Below are 23,717 nucleotides of genomic sequence, written 5' to 3' on the forward strand. Positions count from 1 at the left end.
GCTAAAGCAATTTCGGCTGCACTTCCGATGGCGTCGCCTGAACCGATTTGCGGGCAGGTTTCGGCGCGGCGGGCGGCGCGGCGGGCGGCGGGGCAGGCGGCGGGGCATCCCCGGGCGCGACCTGCATCGTGCCATCCGCGAATTCGAGCGTGAGGATCGGCTGCTGCCGGGCCAGCACACGGGTGGTGACCACCGGGTGGCCGGGCGCGCAGACGAGCGCGTAGCCGCGTTTTAGCGGAGCCTTGGGATCAAGCTGCAAGCGCAACCGCTCGAGCGCCGCCAGCCGCGATGCCTTTTCGGCCAGCGGGCGGGTGACGAGCGCGGTTGACAGGCGGGCAGCGGCGAGACGCTCGCCAGCACGCAGCACGCGCCGTTCCACCAGTGCCGGGCCGAGGCGCGCCGCGGCGAGCCGTTCGCCCAGCCGCTCCAGCCGCATCCGCATCGCCGCCGGGCGCGGGCTCGCCGCCGTCAGCCGGTCCGCCGCGCGGTCGATCCGGGCGCGCAGGATCGCCGGTGAGAGGCGCAGGTCGGCCAGCCGCTCGCGCCCCAGCGCCGCCCGGTCAACCAGGCCGCGCCGCAGCCGTTCGCCCAGTTCGTCCAGCCGCTGTGCGCGTGGTTGCAGCAGCTGCTCGGCAGAAGGGAGACGGTCGCCGCGCGAAGCCAGTCGCTCCCGCCCCAGGTCCACCGGACGCATCACGCACTTTCGCTTGCGCAGCGCCAGGTCGTCCAGCGTGTTCGCCAATTCCCGCCGCACCGGCACCGCCAGCTCGGCAGCGGCGGTGGGGGTAGGTGCGCGCATGTCGGCGGCAAAATCGCATAGCGTGGTGTCCGTCTCGTGCCCCACGGCGCTGATGACGGGAATGGGGGAGGCGGCGACGGCGCGCACGACGGCTTCCTCGTTAAAGGCCCACAGGTCCTCGATGGAGCCGCCCCCGCGGGCCACGATCAGCAGGTCGGGCCGTGCCATGCCGGCGGGAAGCCGGGCGAACCCGCGCACCGCGGCGGCGACCTGTTCGGCCGCGCCCTGGCCTTGCACGATCACCGGCCAGACCAGCACGTGCGTGGGAAAGCGATCTTCCAACCGGTGCAAAATGTCGCGGATTACCGCGCCGGTGGGCGACGTCACCACGCCGATGACGCGCGGCGCGAAGTGGAGTGCGCGCCGGTTGGCGAACAGACCCTCGGCCTCGAACCGCTGGCGGTTCTTCTCCAGCAAGGCGAGCAGAGCGCCCTCGCCCGCGATTTCCATCCGCTCCACCACGATCTGGTACTTGCTGCGCCCCGGATAGGTGGTGATCTTGCCCGTCGCGATCACCTCGATCCCGTCCTCGGGTCGAAACGCCAGGCGCGCCGCCGTGCCTTTCCACATCACCGCGTCGAGCACGGCGCCTTCGTCCTTCAGGCTCATGTAGACGTGGCCCGACGCGGCCCGCTTGTAGCCCGAGATCTCTCCGCGCAGGCGCACGAAGCCGAACCGGTCCTCTACCGTGCGTTTCAGGGCGCTCGACAATTCGGTGATGGTCAGGGGCACGGAATTGTCCCCGTCGCGTGCACTCGCTACGAGGCCATTCTCGTCGTCGTCGTCGCCGTAATTGTCGTAGGAGCCTGCCATGAACATCCTGGTGCTGGGATCGGGAGGCCGCGAGCATGCCCTGTGCTGGAAGCTGGCGCAATCGGCGAGCATCGCTGATGCCGGGGGCACGCTCTACGCCGCCCCGGGCAATCCCGGCATTGCCGCCTGTGCGACGCTGACCGCGCTCGATGCGGCGGACCACGCCGCGGTCGTCGCCTTCTGCCGCGAACAGGCCATCGGTCTCGTCGTGATTGGGCCGGAAGCGCCGCTGGTCGATGGCCTTGGCGATTCGCTGCGCGCGGCGGGCGTGCCGGTGTTCGGTCCCTCGCAGGCCGCCGCGCAATTGGAAGGCAGCAAGGCCTTTACCAAGCGATTGTGCGAACGGGCGAACATCCCCACGGCACGCTATGTCGAGGTGACCAACTACGCCCAAGGCATTGCGGCGCTGGCCGATTTCACCGCGCCCTATGTCATCAAGGCCGACGGGCTCGCCGCAGGCAAGGGCGTGACCATCGCCGAATACAACGATGCCGCGCGCCATGCCCTGCTAGACATCTTCGGCGATGCTGCGGATACTCCTGCCAACGCCGGGGCAAGGGCGGTGATCGAGGAGTTCATGCACGGCGAGGAAGCCAGCTTCTTCGCGCTGACCGATGGCAAAACCGTCGTCCCCTTCGGCAGCGCGCAGGATCACAAGCGCGTCGGCGATGGCGACACCGGCCCCAACACCGGCGGCATGGGCGCCTACAGCCCGGCGCGCGTGTTGACGGACGATCTGGCGGCAGAGGCCATGGAGCGCATCGTGCTGCCCACCGTGCGCCAGATGGCGGCCGACGGCATTCCCTATTCCGGCGTGCTCTATGCCGGGCTGATGCTGACTGCCGAGGGCGTCAAGCTGGTCGAATACAACGCCCGGTTCGGCGACCCCGAGTGCCAGGTGCTGATGCCACGCTTCGCAGGCGATCTTGCCGACGTGATGCTCGCCTGCGCGAACGGCACGCTGGCCGATCTGCCTGCACCGCGCTTCTGCGAAGACACCGCGCTGGCCGTGGTGATGGCCGCGAAGGGCTATCCCGGCACGCCGGAGAAGGGCGGCGCCATCGACCTTTTCGGCCTGGCTGATGACGTCATGGTCTTCCAGGCGGGCACTGCATTGTCAGATGGCCAACTGGTGGCAAACGGCGGGCGCGTGCTTGCCGTGACCGCCACCGGCAGCGACACGAAGGCTGCCCGCGACGCTGCCTATGCTGCAATCGATGCCATCGACTTCCCCTCGGGATTCTGCCGCCGGGACATTGGCTGGCGAGAGATCGAGCGCGAGCAGGCCCACGTGCAGGATGGGCGCTGAAAGCCCCCGTTCAGGCCGGCGAGGCGATGGCCTCCCGCACCGCTATCCGGATGTTATCCTTGCCTTTCCGCTTCTTCTTTGCCCTGCCAGTTGCTTTCGCCGTCATGCTGTCGGGCTGCACGCCATCCATACCGCTGCGCTCGGTAGAGGCGGTGGCGAACAGCGTGGTGGGCGGGCGCGAGCAGTCGCCGCCGTTGACGCCCGAGGCACTGCGGGTGTTGCAGACGCGCGAGCATGACGTGCCTCGCGATGTCGCCTTTGCTGCGACGATGACGACGCTGCTGGACCTTGGATACCGCATTCAGGAAGCCGATATCGCCACCGGGTTGATCGTGGCCGGGGCTTCCTCCGTCGATCGGCTGCGGCTGGATTTCAGCGGCCTTGGCACGGCACGGCAGACGCCGGTGGCCTCCGCCTATATCGAGCCGCTTGACCGGGGGCGAAGCCGGGTGCGGATCAACCTGGCGATGCAGACCGCCGCGGGTGCCGGCACGGGTGCGGCGGAACGCGCGGTGTGGCAGACGGAGCCTTACGCGGCATTCTTCCAGCAACTGGAAGGCGAGGTGCGCGATCGCCGCGCTGCCCTACCGGCGCCACTAGCCACGCCTGAACCACTAGCGACGCCTGCTCCGGTTCCGGCACCTGCCCCGCCGCTGCCGACGAAGCCAGCGGCTGCGCCCGCGACGCCAACGCCAACGCCGACACCATCGCCTGCGCCGTCAACCGCGCCATTGCCGGACACGGACGAATCCAACCCCGGCTGACGCGCCGGCAACCGTTTGCCGGATCAGCCGAGCCGCTCGTCCATCAGCGCCTTCAGATCGGCCTCGGGCCGGGCGCCGTAGTGGCTGATGATCTCGGCTGCCGCGATGGCACCGCGCCGCAGGCACCGCTCCGCATCCTCACCGCGGGTATGGCCATAGAGGAACCCCGCCGCGAACAGGTCGCCCGCGCCGGTGGTATCGACGACCTTATCGATCGGTTCTGCGGCCACTTCGCTGCGCTTGCCCCCGGTCACGCAGACCGCACCCTTGGCGCTGCGGGTGGCGACGACGACGGGCACCTTGCCGTCCAGCGCGGCGAGCCCGGCGTCGAAATTTTTATCGCCGGTCAGCGAGGCCAGCTCGTGCTCGTTCACGAACAGGATGTCGATCAGACCATCGGCGATCAACGCGCGGAAATCGTCGCCATGGCGGTCGATCACGAAGCTCTCGCTGGCGGTGAAGGCAACCTTGCGGCCAGCCTTGCGCGCAACCTCGATAGCCCGGCGCATGGCGCTCCTCGGCTCCTCGGGATCCCACAGGTAACCTTCCAGATAGAGCACCGCGGCGCTGGCGATGGTCTCGTCATCGAGCGCGGCAGGTGGCAGGAACTGGCTGGCACCCAGAAAGGTGTTCATCGTGCGCTCGCCGTCGGGCGTCACGAAGATCAGGCAGCGCGCGGTCGGCGGGTTGCCTTCGGTGTTGTCGGTATCGCGCACGGGCGTGTCGAAGTCGATGCCCATCGCGCGGATGTCGTGCTGAAAGATCGCGCCCAGCTGGTCGTCCGCCACCTGCCCGATGAAGGCACACTGCGCGCCCATCGCGGCAAGGCCGGCCAGCGTGTTCGCCGCCGAGCCGCCCGAGATTTCGCGCGCGCTGCCCATCGCCTCGTAAAGTTCGTTGGCCCGCGCCGTGTCGACCAGCGTCATGCCGCCCTTGGCGAGACCGAGTTCTGCGACCAGCTCGTCCGATGAAGGGGCCATCACGTCGACAATGGCATTGCCGATGGCGATTACGTCGTATCGGGGAGTGGTCATGCATTCTCCTGAGAATCTATCGCCGGGTCTTGGGGTGAGGCGCGAATTTTCGGCGTCCCCGGCAGCGGCGGCGTTGACTTGGCGAAAGGCGCGGGCAATCGCAAGCCATCATGGCATCGCGATCAGGATCATTGGCCACCGCGCTGGCCCTCGGCTTCGCCCAGCTGTTCGATGGCGCGGTGTTGCGCATCCTGCTGAAAAGCGTGGCGGTGACTATGCTGGTGTTCGCCGTGGTGGCGGTGGGCGGGCTATGGCTCGTCGACTGGCTGCTCGGCCGGGCGGGGCTGGAGGACGCGGCCTTTGCCGGCGCGGGCCCACTGCGCGAGGCGCTGGCGCTGCTCGCCACGATCATCGGATTGTGGCTCGGCTGGCGACTGGTGGCGATGGCCGTCGTGCAATTCTACGCCGAGGACGTGGTCCGCGCGGTGGAGCGGCGGCATTATCCGACGGAGGCGAGCGCGGCGCGCGACATCGCGTTCGGGCAATCCCTGCGCCATGCCGGCCGGTCGGCGCTGCGCGCACTGCTGGCGAACCTCGCCGCGCTGCCGGTGGCCGCGGTGCTGCTGGTGACGGGGATCGGCACCTTTGCGGTGTTCTGGCTCGTCAACGCGCTCTTGCTGGGACGCGAGCTGCAGGACATGGTGTGGCTGCGCCACCAGCAAGGTGCCGCGGACCAGGCGCCGATCTCGCGCGGGCAGCGTTTCGCGCTTGGCGGGGTAGTCGCGGCCATGCTGGCCGTGCCCTTCATCAACCTTGTCGCCCCGGTGCTCGGCGCCGCGACGGCGACACATCTCGTTCACCGCAGCGCCCGCAGGAGCTGAGCCACCCATGCGTCTGATTGCCCCCCTTCTCATCGCCTCGCTGCTGTCGGCCTGCGCCACCGTGGTGCCACAGCAGGCCCCGCCACCGCCGGCGCGCACGCCCGAAACGTCGCAGGTGCCGCCCTCGCGCCCGCCGCAGGTGGCCAACAACGCCGGCTTCATCGCGCCGCGGGTGATGGAGGGTGCAGGGCTGTCGGGCGTGATCCGCGAGGGCGAACGGGCGCTTGCCGCGCGCTTTGGTGCGCCGCGTCTCACCGTGGTGGAAGGCGACATGCGCAAGCTGCAATTTACCGGCCAGGCCTGCGTGCTGGACGTGTTTCTCTATCCACTGACTCCCGGCGGCGAGCCGGTGGCGACCTGGGTGGAAACGCGCCGCTCCTCGGACGGGGCAGCGGTGGACCGCGCCGCTTGCGTGCAGGCCCTCTCGCGGCGGTAGGGCTCAGTCCCGCTCGAAGGTCAGCGGCGCCTCGGCCCCGCCCTGCAAGGGCAGCGGCCCGCGCGGCGGTTCGACCAGCGCGGGAGCCATGCCGGGCGGGCGCTTGCGACTGTTGCGAAGGGTTATCCGCTCGATCTCAACCCTTCTGTAACGCATCATCACGCGTTCGACGAAGCCAGTGAGCTTGTGCACTCTGTCTCGATGCGAGGGGTGATCAGGTTTCGGCATCGCGTCGCCTATACCATGAAACTTTCGCCGCACCCGCAGGCACCCTTGGCGTTGGGATTGGTAAAGACGAAACCGGCGGTGAAATCGTCTTCCACCCAGTCCATCGTGCTGCCGATCAGGTAGAGGACGCTCGCCCCGTCGATGTAGAATATGCCGCCCGGCGTTGCGATCTTCTCGTCGAACTTCGCTTCCTCGGTAACGTAGTCGACCGAATAGGCGAGGCCCGAGCACCCGCGACGCGGGGTCGAGAGCCTGACGCCCACGGCTTCCGCAGGCGCCCTGGCCATCAGCTCGGCCACGCGTGCCTCTGCCGCAGGGGTGAGCAGGACGGCGGCCTTGGGGGCCGGGCGGGTGCGGGTCATGGTGTCGGTCATAGCGTCTTCTCCCAGAATTGGGCGCTGCCCAGCCCTTCGGCAAGGGCATAGTTGGCAAAGCCTTCACGCGCGTAGAGCGCCTTGGCGCCGGCGTTGCCCGAAAGCACCTCCAGCGTGATCTTGCACGCGCTACGCGCCCGCGCCTCGTTTTCGACCGCGCGCAACAAGGCCGTGCCCACGCCGCAACCGCGCCGGATGGGCACCACGGCAAGATCGTGCACGTTGACCAGCGGTGCGCAGGCAAAGGTGCTGAAGCCCATGAAGCAGTTGGCGACGCCAATCGGCGTGCCGCCCTCCAGCGCCAGCAGCGAGAACGCGCCCGGGACCTGAGCCAATGCGGGGGCAAGCCGTTCGCGGTGCGCCTTGGGCAACGCCTTGCCGCCGCCATTCACGCTGCGGGCATAGCTGTCGAGCAGCATGAACAGGGCGCCGGCATCGAACGGGTCGGCATAGTCGGCCATGCGCAAGGTGAGCGGCTGACCCAGACCGCGCTGAGCCCTCTGCGCGCGGAACAGCGCGATTTCCTCGCGCGCGACCGTGGTGAAACCGCTGTCGTCACCGCTGTCCAGCCCATCCGTGTTGAGCCAGATCGTGCCGATGGAGGTCGCCGCGCGCTGTTGCAGGCCCTCGTCCTCGGACGCGTCGGACGCCACCGCGACAAGCAACGAAAGTGCGGCGGGATCGTCGTCGATGATGCTGACGGCGAGTTCGCGTTCGTAGGTCTCGCGCGCCCGGTCAGCCAGGATCAGCCGCGCATCATCCGGTCCCGTGTCGGGCTGGAGAGGCGGCGAGCCGGTCACAGCATCCCCAGTTCCAGCCGCGCCTCGTCGCTCATCTTGCTGGGGTCCCACGGCGGATCCCAGGTGACGACCACCTCGGCATCGCGCACGCCGGGTAAGCCCATCACGCGCAGCTCGATCTCGGCAGGCATGGTCTCCGCGACCGGACAATGCGGCGTGGTGAGCGTCATCGTCACCTTTACGTCCGCATCCTCGGCCACCTCGACATTGTAGATGAGGCCGAGGTCGTAGATGTTCACCGGGATTTCCGGGTCGAAGATGTCCTTCAGCGCCTCGATCACGCTGTCGTAGATCGCCCCGCCGGGTTCGCCCGCGGGCACGCTTTCGGGCTTGGCGGCAAGGAAGCCTTCCAGGTAGTCGCGCTTGCGCCCAAGCTTGGCGCCCGCAGTCTCATCCAGCGCCACAGCGTCGGATACGCGGGCGCGCGGCGGTTTTTGCACGGTGTCGTTGCTGTCCATCAGCCGAAAATCCTCTTGGTGCGTTCGATGCCGCGGATCAGTGCGGCGACATCATCCATGTCGGAATAGATGCCGAAACTGGCGCGGGCGGTGGCGGTGACGCCGAGATGCGCCATCAGCGGCTGGGCGCAGTGGTGCCCGGCGCGGATCGCCACGTCTTCCTCGTCCAATATCGTGCCCAGATCGTGCGGGTGAACCCCGTGGATGGCAAAACTGACGATGCCGGCGCTGTCCTCGGGGCCGAACAGGGTGACATCGTTCATCGCACCCAGGGCCTCGCGCGTTGACTTGACCAGCCGCGCTTCGTGCGCGTGGATCGCCTCCAGCCCGGCCTTGCCCACATAGTCGCAGGCCGCCGCCAGCCCGATCGCCTCGACGATGGCGGGGGTGCCCGCCTCGAACCGCTGGGGGGCAGGCGCATAGGTGCTGCGATCGAACCCGACCGCGGCGATCATCGCCCCGCCGCCCTGCCACGGGGGCATGGCATCGAGCAGATCGGCCCTGCCCCACAGCGCACCGATGCCGGTGGGTCCGTAAAGCTTGTGGCCGGAAAAGGCGTAGAAATCGCAGTCGAGGGCAGCGACATCGACGGGCATCCGCGCGACCGACTGGCACCCGTCGAGCAGCAGCTTCGCGCCGACAGCATGGGCCAGATCGGCAGCACGGCGCGCATCGAGGACGGAGCCGAGCACGTTCGAGACATGGGCGAAGCTGACCATCGCGTGGTCGCGCGTCAGCATGGCCTCTGCCGCGTCGAGATCGATGCGCCCGTCCTCGGTCAGCGGGCAGACATCGACTTCCCAGCCGGCCAGCTGCCAGGGCACGATGTTGGAGTGATGCTCCAGCTGGCTCAGCAGCACGCGGCGCCCGTGCCCGACAGTTCCGGGATAGCTGTAGGCGACGAGATTGATCGCCTCGGTCGCGCCGCGGGTGAAGACGATCTCTTCCTCGCGCCCGCCAACGAAAGCCGCCACGCGCCGCCTTGCCGCTTCGTAGCCCAGCGTCATCTCCGCCGAACGGCCGTAGACGCCGCGGTGCACGGTCGCGTAATCCACGCCGATCGCCCGCGTCACGGCGTCGATGACGGCCTGCGGCTTTTGCGCCGTGGCCGCACTGTCGAGGTAGTACCACGGCGTGCCGGTCGCGGTGACGAGACCGGGAAAGTCTGCCCGGCGGTTATCGAGCCGAGAGAGGGTCGGAGCCTCGCTCACGCCGCATCCCCCAGCGCGGCCAGCGCCGCTTCCAGCAGTTCGTCGCGCTCTGGTTCGATGGGATGCGCGGCAAAGGCATCGGCGATGAAGGCGCGCACCAGCAGCTTGCGGGCAGCTTCGGGCGGCAGGCCGCGCGCGGCCATGTAGAAGGCCGCCGCCTCGTCCATCTGGCCGATCGCGGCGCCATGCGCGCACTTCACGTCGTCGGCGTAGATTTCCAGTTCCGGCTTGGCGTTGGCGCTGGCGCCGCGGGTCAGCAGCAGGGCGCGGAAATTCTGGGCCGCGTCGGTCTTCTGCGCATCGCGCGCCACGGCGAGCTTGCCGAGAAAATTGCCGGTCGCGGTATCCCAGTGGACCGCGCGCACCACCTGGTCGCTGGTGCCATCGGACTCGGCATGGGTGACGCGGGTGACGAACTCGCGCGTGGCCTCTCCCCCGCCGATGGTGACGCCCCCGAACTGGAAATGCGCGGCGCGGCCCAGCTCCACCTCGATTTCGAGCCGGGCGTAGGTGCTGGCACAGGCGAGCGCGAAAATCTCCGCCCGTCCGCCCTCGGCCACGGTGATCCGCAGGCGATGGACGCCCGGGCGGCTGTCATCGAGAACAAAGGTCTGCCGCTGCACCGCGCCGGGCGCGACCCGGAGATCCTGCCAGGTGTCGATGTCGGCGGGGGTCAGGCGTTCGAGCGCGGCGCTGTTCGCATAGCGCCAGTCCTCGTCACGCAGGGTGGGCATCTGCGTCGTCATGCCAGCACCGCCATCTGCTCGCGCCGGGCGGCCTTGCGGATATCGTTCGCAGCGTCGAGATTGAGGAGGAACAGCGCCGCGCCGACCAGCAGGTCGGGCCAGAAGCTGTGCCAGAAGAAGGCGGTCAGAACCGCCGCCCCGATGATCGCCACGTTGCCCAGCGCATCGTTACGCGCCGCCAGCCAGGCCGCTGCGCCAAGGCTGCCGCCCGTGCCGCGATGCCGTGCGAGCAGGCCCGCGCAGACGACGTTCACCGCCAACGCGCCCACGCCGATCAGGCCAAGCGCGAAGGGTTCGGGAACCACGCCGGTCGAGATATTGAGCCACGCGCTCCACAGCGCGGCAAAGGCCGGAACCAGCGCGAATGCGGCCAGCATTCCGCCCAGCCGTGCGCGCGCCGCAAGGCTCCAGCCAAGCGCGAGGACGATCAGCAGGTTGACCGCCGCGTCCTCGAAAAAGTCGGCGCTGTCGGCAAACAGCGCGACCGAACCGATGATCGGCGCGGCCACTACCTCGACCACGAAGTAGCCGAGGTTGAGCGCCGCCACGATCAGCGCGGTGCGCCGCAGTGCGTGTTCGGATGGCAGGGCCAGGATCATGCGGCCATGACCTCGTCGTAGCCTTCGTCCTCCAGCCGCCGCGCGAGGTCCGGCCCGCCGGTCTTCACGATGCGGCCCTTGGCGAGGATGTGGACGTAATCGGGCTGAACGTAGTCGAGCAGCCGCTGGTAGTGGGTGATGAGCAGCACGGCCTTTTCAGGTGCACGCATGATGGCGTTGATGCCCTCGCCAACGGTCTTGAGCGCGTCGATGTCGAGGCCGCTGTCGGTCTCGTCCAGCACGGCGAAGCTGGGATCGAGGATGCCCATCTGCACCATCTCGTTGCGCTTCTTCTCGCCGCCCGAAAAGCCGACGTTCACGTTGCGCTTCATCATGTCCATGTCGAGCTTGAGCAACGCGGCCTTTTCCTTGGCGAGCTTCAGGAATTCGCCGCCGCTTAACGGGTCTTGCCCACGCGCCTTGCGCTGCGAATTGAGCGCCTCGCGCAGGAACTGCACGTTGGAGACGCCGGGGATCTCGACCGGATACTGGAAACCGAGGAACAGGCCGGCAGCGGCGCGCTCGTGCGGGTCCATGGCGAGCAGGTCCTCGCCATTGAACGTCACGCTGCCGCCCGTCACCTCGTAGCCCGGACGGCCGCCGAGAACGTAGGACAGCGTGGACTTGCCCGCGCCGTTGGGGCCCATGATCGCGTGGATCTCGCCCGCGTTCACGCTGAGCGAGAGACCGTTGAGGATCGGCTTGTCGGCGACCGTGGCGGAAAGGTTGTCAATTGTCAGCATGGGGTTTCCTGTAGCCGCGCTCCTTCTCGGCGCGGGCGTCGCGTTCGAACTGCTTCTGTTCGGCGTGGCGGGTTTTCTTGTCGGCGATGCGCAGGCGCATCCCGGCGGTAATGCGGGCCAGCACCTCGTCGATGTTGTCGAGAATGTCGGCCGCCCTGATGTGCATCACGCGGATGCCGACGCTTTCGAGGCTCTTGTCCCGGCGGCGATTGAGCGCCTCGTCGTCCTCGGGCTCGTCGATCACGATGGCCATGCCGAGGTTGTGGCAGTTGAAATCGACGATGGCGCTGCCGACCACGGCGAACCGCTTGAAGGTGTAACGGCCAAGGTCTGCCTTGGCGAACCGCTCGGCCAGCGCCGTGTGTGCCGGGCTGGCATGCCGCTTCATCTCACGCGCCCGATCGTGCAGCGCGTCGAGGCGGGAGTCGGATATCTTCCACCCACGGCCCTTCTTCTCGAGCGCGGGCGCCTCGGCATTGGTGGTGTCGCGGAGGTTGAGGGTCTTGCGTTCGGTCATCCCACGCTCCCTTCAAGCGAAATCGCCAGCAGCTTCTGCGCCTCGACGGCAAACTCCATCGGCAATGTCTTGAGCACGTCTTTGGCGAAACCGTTGACGATCAGCGAGACCGCCTCTTCCTCGCCCAGTCCGCGCTGCATGGCGTAGAACAGCTGGTCGTCTGAAATCTTGCTGGTGGTCGCCTCGTGTTCGATCTGCGCGGTGGGGTTCTTCACCTCGATGTAGGGCACGGTGTGCGCGCCGCTGAGACTGCCGAGCAGCAGGCTGTCGCACTGGGTGAAGTTGCGCACGTTGTCGGCATTGGCGGCCACGCGGACCAGACCGCGGTAGGTGTTGTCGCTCTTGCCGGCAGAAATGCCCTTGGAAATGATCGTGCTGCGGCTGCCCTTGCCGTTGTGGATCATCTTGGTGCCGGTGTCGGCCTGCTGGTAATTGTTGGTGACGGCGACCGAGTAGAACTCGCCCACGCTGTCCTCGCCGTTCAGCACACAGCTGGGATACTTCCACGTCACCGCGCTGCCGGTCTCGACCTGCGTCCAGCTGATCTTGCTGCGCGCGCCCTGGCAAAGGCCGCGCTTGGTGACGAAGTTGTAGATGCCGCCCACGCCCTCGGCGCTGCCCGGATACCAGTTCTGCACGGTGGAATACTTGATCTCCGCATCGTCCATCGCGACCAGTTCGACCACTGCGGCGTGCAGCTGGTTCTCGTCGCGCATGGGGGCGGTGCAGCCTTCCAGATAGCTGACGTAGCTGCCCTTTTCGGCAATGATCAGCGTGCGTTCGAACTGGCCGGTGTTCTCGGCATTGATGCGGAAATAGGTGGAAAGCTCCATCGGGCAGCGCACCCCTTCCGGGATGTAGACAAAGGTGCCGTCGGAAAAGACCGCGCTGTTGAGCGTCGCGAAGAAGTTGTCGCGCTGCGGCACGACCTTGCCGAGCCACTTCTTCACCAGGTCGGGATGCTCGCGCAGCGCCTCGCTGATGGAAAGGAAGATGACGCCGGCCTTCTTCAGCTCCTCGCGAAACGTGGTGGCGACGCTGACGCTGTCGAACACCGCATCCACCGCCACGTTGCGCGCGCCCTCCACCCCGGCGAGCACTTCCTGCTCGGCAATGGGGATGCCCAGCTTGTCGTAGATCGCCTTGATCTCGGGATCGAGCTCGTCGAGCGATTCCAGCGTCGGCTTCTTCTTGGGCTCGGCGTAGTAATAGGCGTCCTGGTAATCGATCGCCGGATAGCCGAGCTTGGCCCAGTCGGGTTCTTCCATGGTCTGCCACAGGCGGAACGCCTTGAGGCGCCAGTCGAGCATCCATTGCGGCTCGTTCTTCTTGGCGCTGATGAAGCGGACGGTGTCTTCCGTCAGGCCCTTTTCGGCGTAATCGGTCTCGATGTCGCTCGACCAGCCGTGTTCGTAGTCCGCGGCTTTCGCGGCGGCATCATGCGCGTCCTGGTCGCGGAGAATCACTTGCTCGTTCATGCTATCACTTCCTGTCGCGCCAGCCGGGTCAGCGGAATGCCCGCCAGCGCCCCGCGCAGTGCGCCGTTCACCAGCCCGGCGTGGGGCTTCACGCTGCAATCGTGTTCGATCACGCAATCGCCACCGTCGATACAGGCCATGAGGGCGATCGGGCCTTCCACCGCCTCGACGATGTCGGCCACGCTGATCGCCGCCGCCGGTCGCGCCAGCTGCAAACCGCCGCCCGCGCCGCGCGTCGATCGCAGCAGTCCGGCCGCCACCAGCTTGCTGACCAGCTTGGCCACGGTCGGTGCCGGCAGCCCGGTTTCCCGCGCCAGTTCAGCCGCCGAGGTGCGCCCGCCACCGCAATGGCGGGCGGCCGCGCTCATCGTCACGACGGCATAGTCTGCAAGGTTGCTGAGGCGCATGCAGGCCAAATCGGAGCGATTTGCTCCAGTTTCAACCCGAAACTCCTAGTTGCGAGTCGTTAGCGTTTTGGTTGGAAAACCCGCCTCCGCGGGTTTGTCCTCGCTAGACGCACTCCGCTTCGCTGCGTGCCCGCTGCGGGCGGGCGGTTGCCCTTGCGGCGCGCTGGTCGCGCGCCGGTGCTTTCATCGCTAAGTTGTCAGCCCTGCTTCTGCTCCTGGATCCACTGATCCACCTGCTCTTCGAGGATGTCGAGCGGCACGGGGCCGTTGGTCAGCACCGCCTCGTGGAACTGGCGGATGTCGAAATCCTCGCCCAGCTCGGTCCGCGCGCGTTCGCGCAGTTCCATGATCTTCAGCTTGCCGATCATGTAGGCCGTCGCCTGGCCGGGATAGACGATGTAGCGTTCGATCGCCTTTTCGATGTCACCGGGCGGATTGGGCGTATTGTCGGTCAGCCACCGGATCGCCTGCTCGCGGCTCCAGCGCTGGTCGTGGATGCCGGTATCGACCACCAGCCGCCCGGCGCGCCACAGTTCCATGCCCAGCCGTCCGAAGTCGGAATAGGGATCGGTGTAGAAGCCCATGTCCTTGCCCAGCTCCTCCGAATAGAGACCCCACCCCTCGGTATAGGCGGTGAACCCGCCGAAGCGGCGGAACGGCGGCAGGTCGCCCAGCCCGGTCTGGATCGCGCGCTGGAGGTGATGGCCCGGCAGCCCCTCGTGATAGGCCAGCGCCTCCAGTTCGTTGCGGCTCATGTCGGCAAGGTTGTAGAGGTTGACGTAATAGGTGCCCGGCCGCGACCCGTCGGGCGCGGGGCTGGAATAGAATGCCTTGCCGGCGCTCTGCTCGCGGAACGCCTCGACCGCTTTCACCTGCAGTTCGTATTCCGGCAAGGTCACGAAGAATTCGGGCAGGCGCGCGGTCATGCGGTCGAGCACGCCCGAGACGTCCGCCAGGTATTCCTCGCGGGTGGTGTAGTAGAAGCGCGGATCGGTGCGGGTGTATTCGAAGAATTCCTGCAGCGTGCCGGTGAAGCCCACCTGCGCCATGATGGCGCGCATTTCCTCGTGGATGCGGGCGGTTTCGGCAAGGCCGATGGCGTGGATCTCGTCCGCCGAAAGGTCGGTGGTCGTGTAATAGGATAGCAGCGCGTCGTAGTACTGATCGCCGTTCGGGAAGCGCCAGACGCCGTCGTCAGTCGGGGCCAGGGCCTGCTGGCGCAGCATCTCGGCACGCAGACGCTGGTAGGCGGGCACGGCACTGGTGGCCCAGGCCTGCGCGGCCGCGGCGTTGAGAGCCACGCCTTGCGCCTCTGGCAGGTTCAGGCGGGCGACCTCGGCGGCGAAATCCTCCAGCACGGCGTTGTCGTTGCCGGCGTCCAGCAGGTTGGTGATGTCGCTCAGCACATAGGGGTAGACCCAGCGCGGCGGCATGATGCCGTTCGCGGCGCGGGCGGCGGAGCGGGCGATGTGCTGGTCCATCAGCGCGCCGATGCCCTGGATGCGGCTGACATAGGCGGCCGCGTCGCTCGCGTTCGTCACAGTGTGGGTGTTGATCAGGAAGGCCGGGATGCCGCTCTGCTCGCCGTTCATCTGGTCGAAGACGAAGCCGTATTCGCGATAGGGATCGAGCAGGTCGGCGCGCGCGGCGTTGGCTTCGAACAGGCGGTAGGACAGCGCATCCTGCCCCTGCAGGTCGGCAAGGTCGTAGTCCGCCCGCATGGTGGCGAGATAGCGCTGGCGGAGCAGGCGCTCCTGCTCGTCCGCGGCAACGGTGGCGTCGCTCCAGCGGCCGTAATCCTCGTCACGTACGCCGCGATAGGCCTTACCCTCCGGCGACAGTTCCAGCTGGGCAGCGTCGTAGGCGTCGAACAGCGCGCCGATACCCTCGGCCTGCACAGGGGCCCCCGGGACGGCGGCCATGTCGGCGGCGGCCATGTCGGCAGTGGCTGGAACAGTGGCGCAGCCCGCAAGGGCCAGAGCCAGCGCGGCGGCGGGAGTAAAGCGAACCATTTCAGAGCGACCCTTCGTGTGACGTGGCACCGGCCTAGGGCATGGGGAAGAGGATGAAAAGGGTGCGGGACGCGTGCCAAAAAAGAGGGCGGCGATGCCAGTGGCAGATGCCAATGACAGGCGCCGCCCTTCCTAGTGGAGAACTCTTCGCGCACGCGGCGCTCCGAGCCCTTCGGGTCGCGTTAACTATCTGGCGCGTTTTGCGAGGCGATTATTGTAAGAAAACGACAGGGGCGCCCTGTCCGACGCGACGAAACACGAGTTTCCAGACCCAGATGGCAATTGATCGTTGCGCCCGACCCGCGCTTCCTGCCAAGCGATTCGCCATGCTCTATCGCCTGCTGCGCCCCGCCGTCTTCGCGCTCGAACCCGAACGCGCGCACAGGCTGGCGATTCACGCCCTGCGCCTGGCCCCGGCGGGACAGCATGCGGTGCAGGACGGCCCTCTCGGCACCCGGGTGGCCGGATTGGCCCTTCCCAATCCGCTGGGCGTGGCAGCCGGGTTCGACAAGGATGCAGAGGTGCCCGACGCCCTGCTGGGGCGCGGGTTCGGCCATGTCGAGGTCGGCTCGATCACGCCGCTGCCACAGGCGGGAAATCTCCGCCCGCGCCTGTTCCGGCTGGCCGAGGATCGCGGCGTCATCAATCGAATGGGGTTCAACAATGCCGGCGCCGAACTGGCCCACGCCCGGTTGCGGACGCGGATGGGCAGACCTGGTGTGCTGGGAATAAACATCGGCGCCAACAAGGATTCCGACGATCGCGTGGCCGATTACGCGCTGATGGCCGAGGTCATGGCCCCGCTCGCCACCTATCTCACCGTCAACGTGTCCAGCCCCAACACGCCGGGCCTGCGCGCGTTGCAGGACGAGGGGGCGCTGGCTGGCCTGCTCGACGCGGTGCTCGATGCGCGGGGCGAAGGCGGGCCGCCGGTGTTCCTCAAGGTCGCGCCCGATCTCGAACCTGCCGACATCGACGCCATCGCCCGCATCGCCATCGACAGGGGGCTGGGCGCGCTCGTCGTGGCCAACACCACCATTGCGCGGCCGCCGCTGCGATCGCGCCATGCGGGGGAGGCGGGCGGCCTGTCCGGGGCGCCGCTCAAGACCAAGGCGCTGCAGATCTTGCGCGATTTTCGCCGGGCCACGGGCGGCGCGATCCCGCTGGTGGGCGTGGGCGGTATCGCCACGGCAGAAGACGCCTGGCAGCGCATCCGTGCAGGGGCGAGCCTCGTCCAGCTCTACAGCGCGATGATCTATGCCGGCCCCGGCATCGCCCGCGACATCACCCGCGGACTGGAGCGTCTGATGGTGCGCGATGGCTTTGCCTCGATTGCCGAAGCGGTCGGAAGCGAATAGCAGGCATGGCCATGATGCCGCGCCTTTCCGCTTTCGTCCTTGCTCCGCTGCTGCTGGGTGCCTGCACCACGATCCCTGGCGAATCGCCCGCCCGGACTGCCGGGCCTGACACGCTCGCCACGGGAATGGTCAGCGCCGCGGACCCGCGTGCGGCTGCGGCGGGAGCGCAGATATTGCGGCAGGGCGGCAGCGCGACCGATGCGGCCATCGCGGTGATGCTGGCCCTGACCGTGGTCGAACCGCAGAGTTCGGGCATCGGCGGAGGCGGCTTCTACGTCCATGCCGCGCCCGATGGCACCGTGGAGACGATCGACGGGCGCGAAACGGCACCCGCCGAGGCCGGGCCGGGCTGGTTCCTCGGCCCCGATGGCGCGCCGATGCCTTTCATGGACGCGGTGATCGGCGGCCGCTCGGTCGGCGTGCCGGGCAACATCGCCCTGGCTGCGCTCGCGCACCGCGATCACGGTGTGCTGCCCTGGGCCGACCTGTTCGCCCCTGCCATCGCGCTGGCCCGCGAGGGCTGGTCGCTGAGCCAGCGTGGCGCCGAATTCGCCGCCAATGCGCGCAATCGTTCCGCGCACGAGGCGGCAGGACGGGCGCTGTTCTTCGATGCCGATGGCACGGTGCGGCCCGTGGGTACGCGGCTGACCAACCCGGCGCTCGCCGATACGCTGCAGGCCATCGCCGCGGGCGGCCCGCGGGCCTTTTACCGCGATCGCGCCGAGGCGCTGGCCCAGCATGTCGCCGCCGCGACGCCGGGGGAGGCGGCGATGCGCGCCGCGGACCTGCAGGATTATGCGGCCGCCGAGCGCGAGCCGCTGTGTGGCACATACCGGCGCTACCGCATCTGCGGCATGGGCCCGCCGTCTTCCGGCGCGACGACGGTGCTGGCCATTCTCGGCCAGCTCGAACGCTTCGACATGGCGGCGCTGGGTCCGCAATCGGCGACCGCCTGGCACCTGTTCGCGGAAAGCCAGCGCCTCGCCTATGCCGACCGTGAGCTCTACCTGGCCGACAGCGATTTCGTCTCCGTGCCCGCCGCAGCGCTGGTGGACCCGGATTACCTCGCCACGCGCAGCCAATTGTTGAGCGTCGACAATCGCATGGCGAGCGTTGCAGCGGGGCGGCCGGGCGTGCCGCAGGCCTGCGCCGGCTGCGCCGCCGACGGGGACGAACCGCCGGAAAACGGCACGAGCCATTTCGCCGTAGTCGATGCCGGCGGCAACGCCGTCTCCTACACCTCCACCATCGAGGGGCCGTTCGGGTCGGGCCTGATGTTCGGCGGGTTCTACCTCAACAACGAATTGACCGATTTCAGCTTCTCGCCCCAGCGCGACGGCGTACCCGTGGCCAACCGGGTCGAAGGCGGCAAGCGGCCGCGGTCCTCGATGGCGCCAACGATGGTGTTCGCGCCCGATGGCCGGCTGGTGCTGGCCATCGGCGCGGCGGGCGGGGCCACCATCCCGGTGCAGGTGTCCAAGGCGCTGATCGGCTACATCGACTGGGGTTTGAGCGCGCAGGACGCGATCGCCCTGCCGCTGCTGTTTTCCCCCGGTGATGGCGTCACGCTGGAACAGGGCAGCACGCTCGTCACACTGCGTCCCGCGCTGGAGGCCTTGGGCCACCCGGTGGCGGTGCGCGACCTGCCGCTCAAGGCCAATGCCGTCGAATGGCGCGACGGGCGATGGATCGGCGCCTTCGATCCGCGCAGCGAGGGTGCGGCAGTCGCGCCCTGACACGCCCCCTTGCTCCGCGCCAGCGGGCGGCCTAGGTCGCTAACCCAAGGCAGGTCGCCAATAAAAACCGCCTGGGAGAATGTTCCACGTGCAGTTGAGCGAAATCGACACCGCGCAAAACCTCGTTGCATTGTTCCTGCAACGCGCGGACCAGCAGGGCGACAGGCCCTTCCTCACCGCCAAGATCGACGGCACATGGACGCCGATGTCCTATGCCGAGGCCGCGCGGCAGGTGTGCATCCTTGCCGAGAACCTGCGCGCCATGGGACTGAAGGACGGCGATCGCGTGGTGATCGTGGCGGAGAACCGGCCCGAATGGTGCATCGCCGACCTGGCCATCATGGCAGCGGGGCTCGTCTCCACGCCCGCCTACACCACCAATACCGAAGGCGATCACTGCCACATCCTGAACGATTCGGGCGCCTGCGCCGCGATCGTATCCAATGCCAAGCTTGCTCGCGTGCTGCTTCCGGCGATCATGAAGACTGGCAAGGCGCGCCACGTGGTGGTGATGGAGGGCGTTTCCACCGCCCAGTCCGGCGCCTACGATCTGCACCGCTGGGACACGATGATCAGCGGCGATGCCGAGGCCGCGCGCCACGCCGTCGACGCACGCATTGCCGGCATCGGCCGTGAGGACATGGCCTGCATCATCTACACCAGCGGCACCAGCGGCGCGCCGCGCGGCGTCATGCTGCCCCACCGCGCGATCCTGCACAATGCCGGGGCGGCGGCTTACGTCCTGAGCGAGGAGTTCGGCTGGGGCGAGGAGCGGTTCCTGTCGTTCCTGCCGCTCAGCCACGCCATGGAACATTCCGCCGGGCTCTATCTGCCCATCGGCCTTGGCGCCGACATCTGGTTCGCCGAGGGGCTCGACAAGCTTTCCAGCAACCTGGAGGAAGCCCAGCCGACCTTCATGATCGTCGTCCCGCGCCTGTTCGAGGTTCTGCGCGAGAAGATGATCAAGACCATCGCCAAGCAGGGCAAGCTGGCCAATTTCCTGCTGGGGCGCGCGCTGAGCCTGGGGGAGAAGCAGGTCGCGGGGCACGATGGCCTGCTCACCCGGCCCGACCAGTGGCTGCTGTCCGCAACGCTGCGCCCGAAAATCCGCCAGCGGTTCGGCGGCCGGATCAAGGCGCTGGTTTCTGGCGGGGCGCCGCTCAACCCCGAGGTCGGCGGGTTCTTTTCCGCCATGGGGCTGACCATGCTGCAGGGCTACGGCCAGACCGAGAGCGCCCCCGTCATCAGCGTCAACCTGCCGTCTGTCGGCATCAAGCTCGATACCGTCGGCCCGCCGTTGCGCGGGGTGGACGTCCGCATTGCCGAGGATGGCGAGATCCTGGTGCGCGGCGACCTGGTGATGCTGGGATACTGGGGCCGGCCCGAGGATACCGAGCGCGCGTTGGAGGGCGGCTGGCTGCACACGGGCGACGTGGGCCATATCGACGACAAGGGCCGCATCAAGATCACCGATCGCAAGAAGGACATCATCGTCAACGACAAGGGTGACAACGTCGCACCGCAGAAGCTGGAAGGGATGCTGACCCTGCAGCCCGAGATCGCCCAGGCCATGGTCGCTGGCGACAAGCGGCCCTACATGGTCGCCCTGCTGGTGCCCGATTGCGAATGGGCCCACCAGTGGGCGATGGACAATGGCGAGAAGTTCGACATGGCATCGCTGCAAGGCCTGCCCGCCTTCCGCAGCGCAATGAAGGCCGCCGTCGACCGCACCAATGCCGAGCTTTCGGTGATCGAGAAGATCCGCAAGTTCACCCTCGCCGACGAGCCGTTCAGTGTCGAGAACAACATGATGACCCCGACGCTGAAGATCCGCCGCCCGTTCATCAAGGCACAGTACGGCGACAAGCTGGACGCGCTCTACTAGGCGTCACGGAATGATCGTGATGAACAGGTAGCTGGCGAAGATCACCAGGTGGATGACGCCGTGCACGATGGTCGTGCGCCCGGTCGACAGCGTCAGCGTCGCCACCAGCAGGGTCAGCGCCAGCAGCACGGTAGAGCGCATCGACAGTCCGAGCTCCAGATCGAGCCCCATGGCCAGCGCGGCGATGGCGACGGCGGGGATGGTCAGGCCGATGGTCGCCAGCGCCGATCCCAGCGCCAAGTTGAGGCTCGTCTGCACCCGGTTCTGGCGCGCCGCTGACAGCGCGGCAAAGCCTTCGGGCGCAAGGACGAGGGACGCGATGATGACGCCAACCAGCGCCTGGGGCGCCCCGATCGCGCCCACGGCATCCTCGATCGAGGATGACAGCATTTTTGCCAGCAGCACGACCGCGACCAGGGTGACGACCAGAATGGCCGCCGATACGCCGACCAGATTGCGCGGCACGGCGACGTGAACCACTGCGTCGGCGGCCGGATCGGCATAGAGGAAATGATCGCGGTGGCGGATGGTCTGCGCCATCACGAACGTGCCGTAGACCACCAGGGAAATCACGGCGACGAAGATCAACTGGCTGTCGGTATAGAACGGCCCGCGCTCGCTCACGGTGAAGTTGGGCAGGATCAGCGTCAGCACCGCCAAGGTGGACAGCATGGCCAGCCCCACGCTGACGCCCGATTGCGTATAGCCCTGCTCGTAATGGCGCCCTCCGCCGACCAGCAGGCACACCCCGACGATGGCATTGATGGTAATCATGATCGCCGCGATCAGCGTATCGCGGGCCAGCGTCTGCGCGCCCGACCCCTCGCCCAGCATGATCGAGACGATCAGCGAGGTTTCGATGATGGTGACCGCCAGGGCCAGCACCAGCGTTCCGAAGGGTTCTCCCAGGTAATGCGCCAGCACCTCTGCGTGATAGACCGATGCAAGGATCGCACCGCCCAGCAGCACGCCCAGCAGGCCGGCGACGAGCAGGCTCGATGGCTCTCCAACCAGCAGACCGGCCATCGCCAGTCCCGGGGCGATGATGGTCCACAGCGGGGGTCGGCGTGTTTGGGGGTCCGGCATGCCCGCTAGATAGCGGGTCGCACCGCCGCGCCAAGCGATGATGTGGGCAAAACGCCCAGATCGCGCGTCAATCCAGCGCTTCGAGCACCCGTTCCGGATAGAACACCGGCTCCCGCCGCGACCAGGCAGGCGCTGTGGCGGCGGCTTCGCTCAGGGATTGCAACAGCATCTTGCGCCGGCAGGGGCGGATGTGCGGCAGCGCGGCGGCGCCGCAGAACGCTGCCGGCAGGTATGGCCGGGCGTGCGCGCCCAGCAGCCGTTCGTAGAGGAAGCGGAAGGCGGAAAAGCCGTCGAGCTGCTCCTGCGCCAGATCCTGCGCAGCGATGCGCACGAGCGTGCCCAGATACAGCTCCAGCCCGTCACCGCCGCCATCGCAGGCGATCAGGCCGCGCAATTGCTTGAGTTCGCGGTAGGCGAGATACTGGGAGCGGATGGCGCGCTGGTCCTCGGCGCTGCGGCTCCAGCTCTTGAAGGCGTCCCCGCGGCCCAGCGCAATGTCCAGCCCGCGCTCGATGAACGCGCGCTCTGCCTGGGTGAACCCGGCGAACTCGCGCATTTCGGAAATCGTCAGCGAAGCGGTTTGCAATGTCGCCATGATCGAAGCTCCTACCCTGTGCAGGACGCCATCATGCGCGCGCATGGTTAATTTTGCGTTCGCCAGCTGGGGCTGGCTAGATCAGGCCCGCCAGGGGGCTGCTGGGATCGGCATACCGGCGCCGCCCCATCCGGCCCGAAAGGTAGGCGAGGCGCCCGGCCTCCACCGCCAGTCGCATCGCGCGGGCCATGCGAACAGGGTCCTTGGCCTCGGCGATGGCGGTGTTCATCAACACGCCGTCGCAGCCCAGCTCCATCGCCACCGCCGCGTCGCTGGCCGTGCCAACGCCCGCATCGACGAGGACGGGCACCGTCGCGCCCTCCACGATCAGGCGGATGGTCACCTGGTTCTGGATCCCCAACCCGCTGCCGATGGGCGCGCCCAGCGGCATGATCGCCACCGCGCCTGCCTCTTCCAGCTGCTTCGCCGCGATCGGATCGTCGGTGCAATAGACCATGGGCTTGAACCCCTCGCCGCTGAGCACCTCGCAGGCCTTCAGCGTCTCGCGCATATCAGGGTAGAGCGTCTTCGCCTCGCCCAGCACCTCCAGCTTCACCAGGTCCCAGCCGCCCGCCTCGCGCGCCAGCCGCAGCGTGCGGATCGCCTCGTCGGCGGTGAAGCAGCCCGCCGTGTTGGGAAGGTAGGTGACCTTGGCGGGATCGATATGATCCATCAGCACTGGCTGGCTGGGATCGGAAATATTCACCCGGCGCACCGCCACGGTGACGATCTCGGCACCCGCCGCTGCCACGGCGGCGGCGTTCTGGGCGAAATCCCTGTACTTGCCGGTGCCCACGATCAGCCGGCTGGTGAACCGATGCCCTGCAACTTCCCAGCTGTCGTCCGCGTCCTCGCCCGAACCGCCACCGACGAAGTGCACGATCTCCAGGCTGTCGCCGTCCGCCAGTGCGACCTGTTCCAGCGTGGAGCGGGCGGCAATCGCGCCGTTGTGCTCCACGGCGACCTTTGCCGGCGTCAGGCCAAGCTCGCGAACGAGCGCGGCGATGGTGGCGGCGGCGGTGCGGCGGGTCTCGCCATTGACGGTGAGGGAAAGCTGATCCGGCATAGCCATGCCAGATAGCGCGGATCAGGCGTGACGCAAGTTCAGCAGGTGCCCGCCGGTGACCAGCACCACGCCGATGATCGTCAGCACCGCTTCGTGTGCGCCGTGCCCGGCGGCAAGCGCGCCGCCCATGAAGGTAAGGCCGGTCATCGCCACCACGAACGGCGCGGCGCGGCGATGCCGCAAGGCACCAAGGCCGATGGCAACACCCGCGATCAGAGTCGCCAGTGCCAGCCCGACCTTGTGGATCGCCGGATCGAGCAGGAAGCTTGCCCCCATGCCCAGCCCGGCGACCAGCACCAGGGTGCCCACGCAATGCAGCAGGCAAAGCGCCGACAATATCATGCCGGCGCGATCGAGCTTGCCGCGAATCCAGGGTGCGATCTGCGCCATACGGATCATGTATGTGATGCTGTAACATTGCGCAAGAGGCGGATGCCCGGGT

25 protein-coding genes are annotated in these 23,717 nt (G+C 67.8%); 7 read left to right on the forward strand and 18 right to left on the reverse strand.

The genetic code is table 11. The features are described 5' to 3' along the window. Window position 1: 1 nt before the first annotated feature. A complete protein-coding gene (xseA, locus tag GRI62_RS13345) occupies window positions 2–1,612 on the reverse strand; it encodes an exodeoxyribonuclease VII large subunit (RefSeq protein WP_131451216.1) in 1,611 nt (536 codons plus the stop codon). Between xseA and purD the strand changes: the two genes are divergently transcribed. Together purD and GRI62_RS13355 are read left to right on the forward strand one after the other, a co-directional pair. Then, window positions 1,611–2,921, forward strand: a complete 1,311-nt coding sequence (purD, locus tag GRI62_RS13350) for a phosphoribosylamine--glycine ligase (RefSeq protein WP_131451217.1) — start codon at window positions 1,611–1,613, stop codon at window positions 2,919–2,921. The genes xseA and purD overlap by 2 nt on opposite strands. Before the next feature lie 59 nt (window positions 2,922–2,980). After that, window positions 2,981–3,685 (forward strand): hypothetical protein, encoded by a 705-nt coding sequence (locus GRI62_RS13355; protein ID WP_160731890.1) that lies wholly within the window; start codon window positions 2,981–2,983, stop codon window positions 3,683–3,685. Window positions 3,686–3,708: 23 nt separating this feature from the next. Here GRI62_RS13355 and GRI62_RS13360 read toward each other — a convergent pair whose 3' ends face one another. Next, window positions 3,709–4,719 carry an adenosine kinase gene (locus tag GRI62_RS13360; protein ID WP_131451219.1) on the reverse strand — a complete coding sequence of 337 codons (1,011 nt, stop codon included), beginning with the start codon at window positions 4,717–4,719 and terminating at the stop codon, window positions 3,709–3,711. Between the two features lie 110 nt (window positions 4,720–4,829). On the opposite strand from GRI62_RS13360, the gene GRI62_RS13365 reads away from it, so the two are divergent. Next, complete coding sequence (locus GRI62_RS13365; protein WP_131451220.1) at window positions 4,830–5,540, forward strand: EI24 domain-containing protein; 711 nt, start codon at window positions 4,830–4,832, stop codon at window positions 5,538–5,540. 7 nt (window positions 5,541–5,547) lie between these two features. Then, on the forward strand, window positions 5,548–5,976 hold the full coding sequence (locus GRI62_RS13370; RefSeq protein WP_160731891.1) for a hypothetical protein: 429 nt from the start codon (window positions 5,548–5,550) through the stop codon (window positions 5,974–5,976). A 3-nt stretch (window positions 5,977–5,979) separates the two neighbouring features. Here GRI62_RS13370 and GRI62_RS13375 read toward each other — a convergent pair whose 3' ends face one another. From GRI62_RS13375 to GRI62_RS13430, 12 genes are all read right to left on the reverse strand, one after another. Further along, on the reverse strand, window positions 5,980–6,168 hold the full coding sequence (locus tag GRI62_RS13375; RefSeq protein ID WP_131451221.1) for a hypothetical protein: 189 nt from the start codon (window positions 6,166–6,168) through the stop codon (window positions 5,980–5,982). A gap of 44 nt (window positions 6,169–6,212) precedes the next feature. Further along, window positions 6,213–6,578, reverse strand: coding sequence for a HesB/IscA family protein (locus tag GRI62_RS13380; RefSeq protein ID WP_131451222.1), 366 nt, complete (start codon window positions 6,576–6,578; stop codon window positions 6,213–6,215). Then, entirely contained in the window at window positions 6,575–7,378 is an 804-nt protein-coding gene (locus tag GRI62_RS14680) for a GNAT family N-acetyltransferase (protein WP_234032827.1), read from the reverse strand. Before GRI62_RS14680 ends, GRI62_RS13380 begins: the two co-directional genes overlap by 4 nt. Then, a complete protein-coding gene (locus GRI62_RS13390) occupies window positions 7,375–7,836 on the reverse strand; it encodes an SUF system Fe-S cluster assembly protein (RefSeq protein WP_131451223.1) in 462 nt (153 codons plus the stop codon). Before GRI62_RS13390 ends, GRI62_RS14680 begins: the two co-directional genes overlap by 4 nt. Beyond that, on the reverse strand, window positions 7,836–9,047 hold the full coding sequence (locus tag GRI62_RS13395) for an aminotransferase class V-fold PLP-dependent enzyme (protein ID WP_131451224.1): 1,212 nt from the start codon (window positions 9,045–9,047) through the stop codon (window positions 7,836–7,838). Before GRI62_RS13395 ends, GRI62_RS13390 begins: the two co-directional genes overlap by 1 nt. Further along, window positions 9,044–9,793: a SufD family Fe-S cluster assembly protein gene (locus tag GRI62_RS13400; protein ID WP_131451225.1), complete on the reverse strand. Its 750-nt coding sequence runs from the start codon at window positions 9,791–9,793 to the stop codon at window positions 9,044–9,046. Before GRI62_RS13400 ends, GRI62_RS13395 begins: the two co-directional genes overlap by 4 nt. Continuing rightward, window positions 9,790–10,392 (reverse strand): cation transporter, encoded by a 603-nt coding sequence (locus GRI62_RS13405; protein WP_131451226.1) that lies wholly within the window; start codon window positions 10,390–10,392, stop codon window positions 9,790–9,792. The genes GRI62_RS13400 and GRI62_RS13405 overlap by 4 nt, the downstream gene beginning before the upstream one ends. Beyond that, complete coding sequence (gene sufC, locus GRI62_RS13410) at window positions 10,389–11,135, reverse strand: Fe-S cluster assembly ATPase SufC (protein ID WP_131451227.1); 747 nt, start codon at window positions 11,133–11,135, stop codon at window positions 10,389–10,391. Before sufC ends, GRI62_RS13405 begins: the two co-directional genes overlap by 4 nt. Then, window positions 11,122–11,652 (reverse strand): endonuclease domain-containing protein, encoded by a 531-nt coding sequence (locus GRI62_RS13415; RefSeq protein WP_131451228.1) that lies wholly within the window; start codon window positions 11,650–11,652, stop codon window positions 11,122–11,124. Before GRI62_RS13415 ends, sufC begins: the two co-directional genes overlap by 14 nt. Further along, a complete protein-coding gene (gene sufB / locus GRI62_RS13420) occupies window positions 11,649–13,130 on the reverse strand; it encodes a Fe-S cluster assembly protein SufB (protein WP_131451229.1) in 1,482 nt (493 codons plus the stop codon). Before sufB ends, GRI62_RS13415 begins: the two co-directional genes overlap by 4 nt. Next, window positions 13,127–13,537, reverse strand: a complete 411-nt coding sequence (locus GRI62_RS13425; protein WP_131451230.1) for an RrF2 family transcriptional regulator — start codon at window positions 13,535–13,537, stop codon at window positions 13,127–13,129. The genes sufB and GRI62_RS13425 overlap by 4 nt, the downstream gene beginning before the upstream one ends. Before the next feature lie 197 nt (window positions 13,538–13,734). Next, a complete protein-coding gene (locus GRI62_RS13430) occupies window positions 13,735–15,549 on the reverse strand; it encodes a DUF885 domain-containing protein (protein WP_131451231.1) in 1,815 nt (604 codons plus the stop codon). A 326-nt stretch (window positions 15,550–15,875) separates the two neighbouring features. Between GRI62_RS13430 and GRI62_RS13435 the strand changes: the two genes are divergently transcribed. The 3 genes from GRI62_RS13435 to GRI62_RS13445 all read left to right on the forward strand — a co-directional run bounded on the left by GRI62_RS13435 (window position 15,876) and on the right by GRI62_RS13445 (window position 20,528). Beyond that, window positions 15,876–16,907: a quinone-dependent dihydroorotate dehydrogenase gene (locus GRI62_RS13435; protein WP_131453649.1), complete on the forward strand. Its 1,032-nt coding sequence runs from the start codon at window positions 15,876–15,878 to the stop codon at window positions 16,905–16,907. 11 nt (window positions 16,908–16,918) lie between these two features. Further along, on the forward strand, window positions 16,919–18,643 hold the full coding sequence (gene ggt, locus GRI62_RS13440; protein WP_131451232.1) for a gamma-glutamyltransferase: 1,725 nt from the start codon (window positions 16,919–16,921) through the stop codon (window positions 18,641–18,643). A gap of 79 nt (window positions 18,644–18,722) precedes the next feature. After that, a complete protein-coding gene (locus GRI62_RS13445) occupies window positions 18,723–20,528 on the forward strand; it encodes an AMP-dependent synthetase/ligase (protein WP_131451233.1) in 1,806 nt (601 codons plus the stop codon). Window positions 20,529–20,531: 3 nt separating this feature from the next. Here GRI62_RS13445 and GRI62_RS13450 read toward each other — a convergent pair whose 3' ends face one another. The 4 genes from GRI62_RS13450 to GRI62_RS13465 form a co-directional block, all read right to left on the reverse strand. Beyond that, window positions 20,532–21,614 carry a calcium:cation antiporter gene (locus GRI62_RS13450; RefSeq protein ID WP_131451234.1) on the reverse strand — a complete coding sequence of 361 codons (1,083 nt, stop codon included), beginning with the start codon at window positions 21,612–21,614 and terminating at the stop codon, window positions 20,532–20,534. Window positions 21,615–21,681: 67 nt separating this feature from the next. Beyond that, a complete protein-coding gene (locus tag GRI62_RS13455) occupies window positions 21,682–22,209 on the reverse strand; it encodes a hypothetical protein (RefSeq protein WP_131451235.1) in 528 nt (175 codons plus the stop codon). Window positions 22,210–22,285: 76 nt separating this feature from the next. Beyond that, a complete protein-coding gene (gene thiS / locus GRI62_RS13460; protein WP_131453650.1) occupies window positions 22,286–23,275 on the reverse strand; it encodes a sulfur carrier protein ThiS in 990 nt (329 codons plus the stop codon). Between the two features lie 21 nt (window positions 23,276–23,296). Continuing rightward, window positions 23,297–23,665 carry a MerC domain-containing protein gene (locus tag GRI62_RS13465; RefSeq protein WP_308420827.1) on the reverse strand — a complete coding sequence of 123 codons (369 nt, stop codon included), beginning with the start codon at window positions 23,663–23,665 and terminating at the stop codon, window positions 23,297–23,299. Window positions 23,666–23,717 lie beyond the last annotated feature (52 nt).

Origin of the sequence: Aurantiacibacter arachoides, assembly GCF_009827335.1 — a bacterium.
Taxonomy (GTDB): Bacteria; Pseudomonadota; Alphaproteobacteria; order Sphingomonadales; family Sphingomonadaceae; genus Alteraurantiacibacter; species Alteraurantiacibacter arachoides.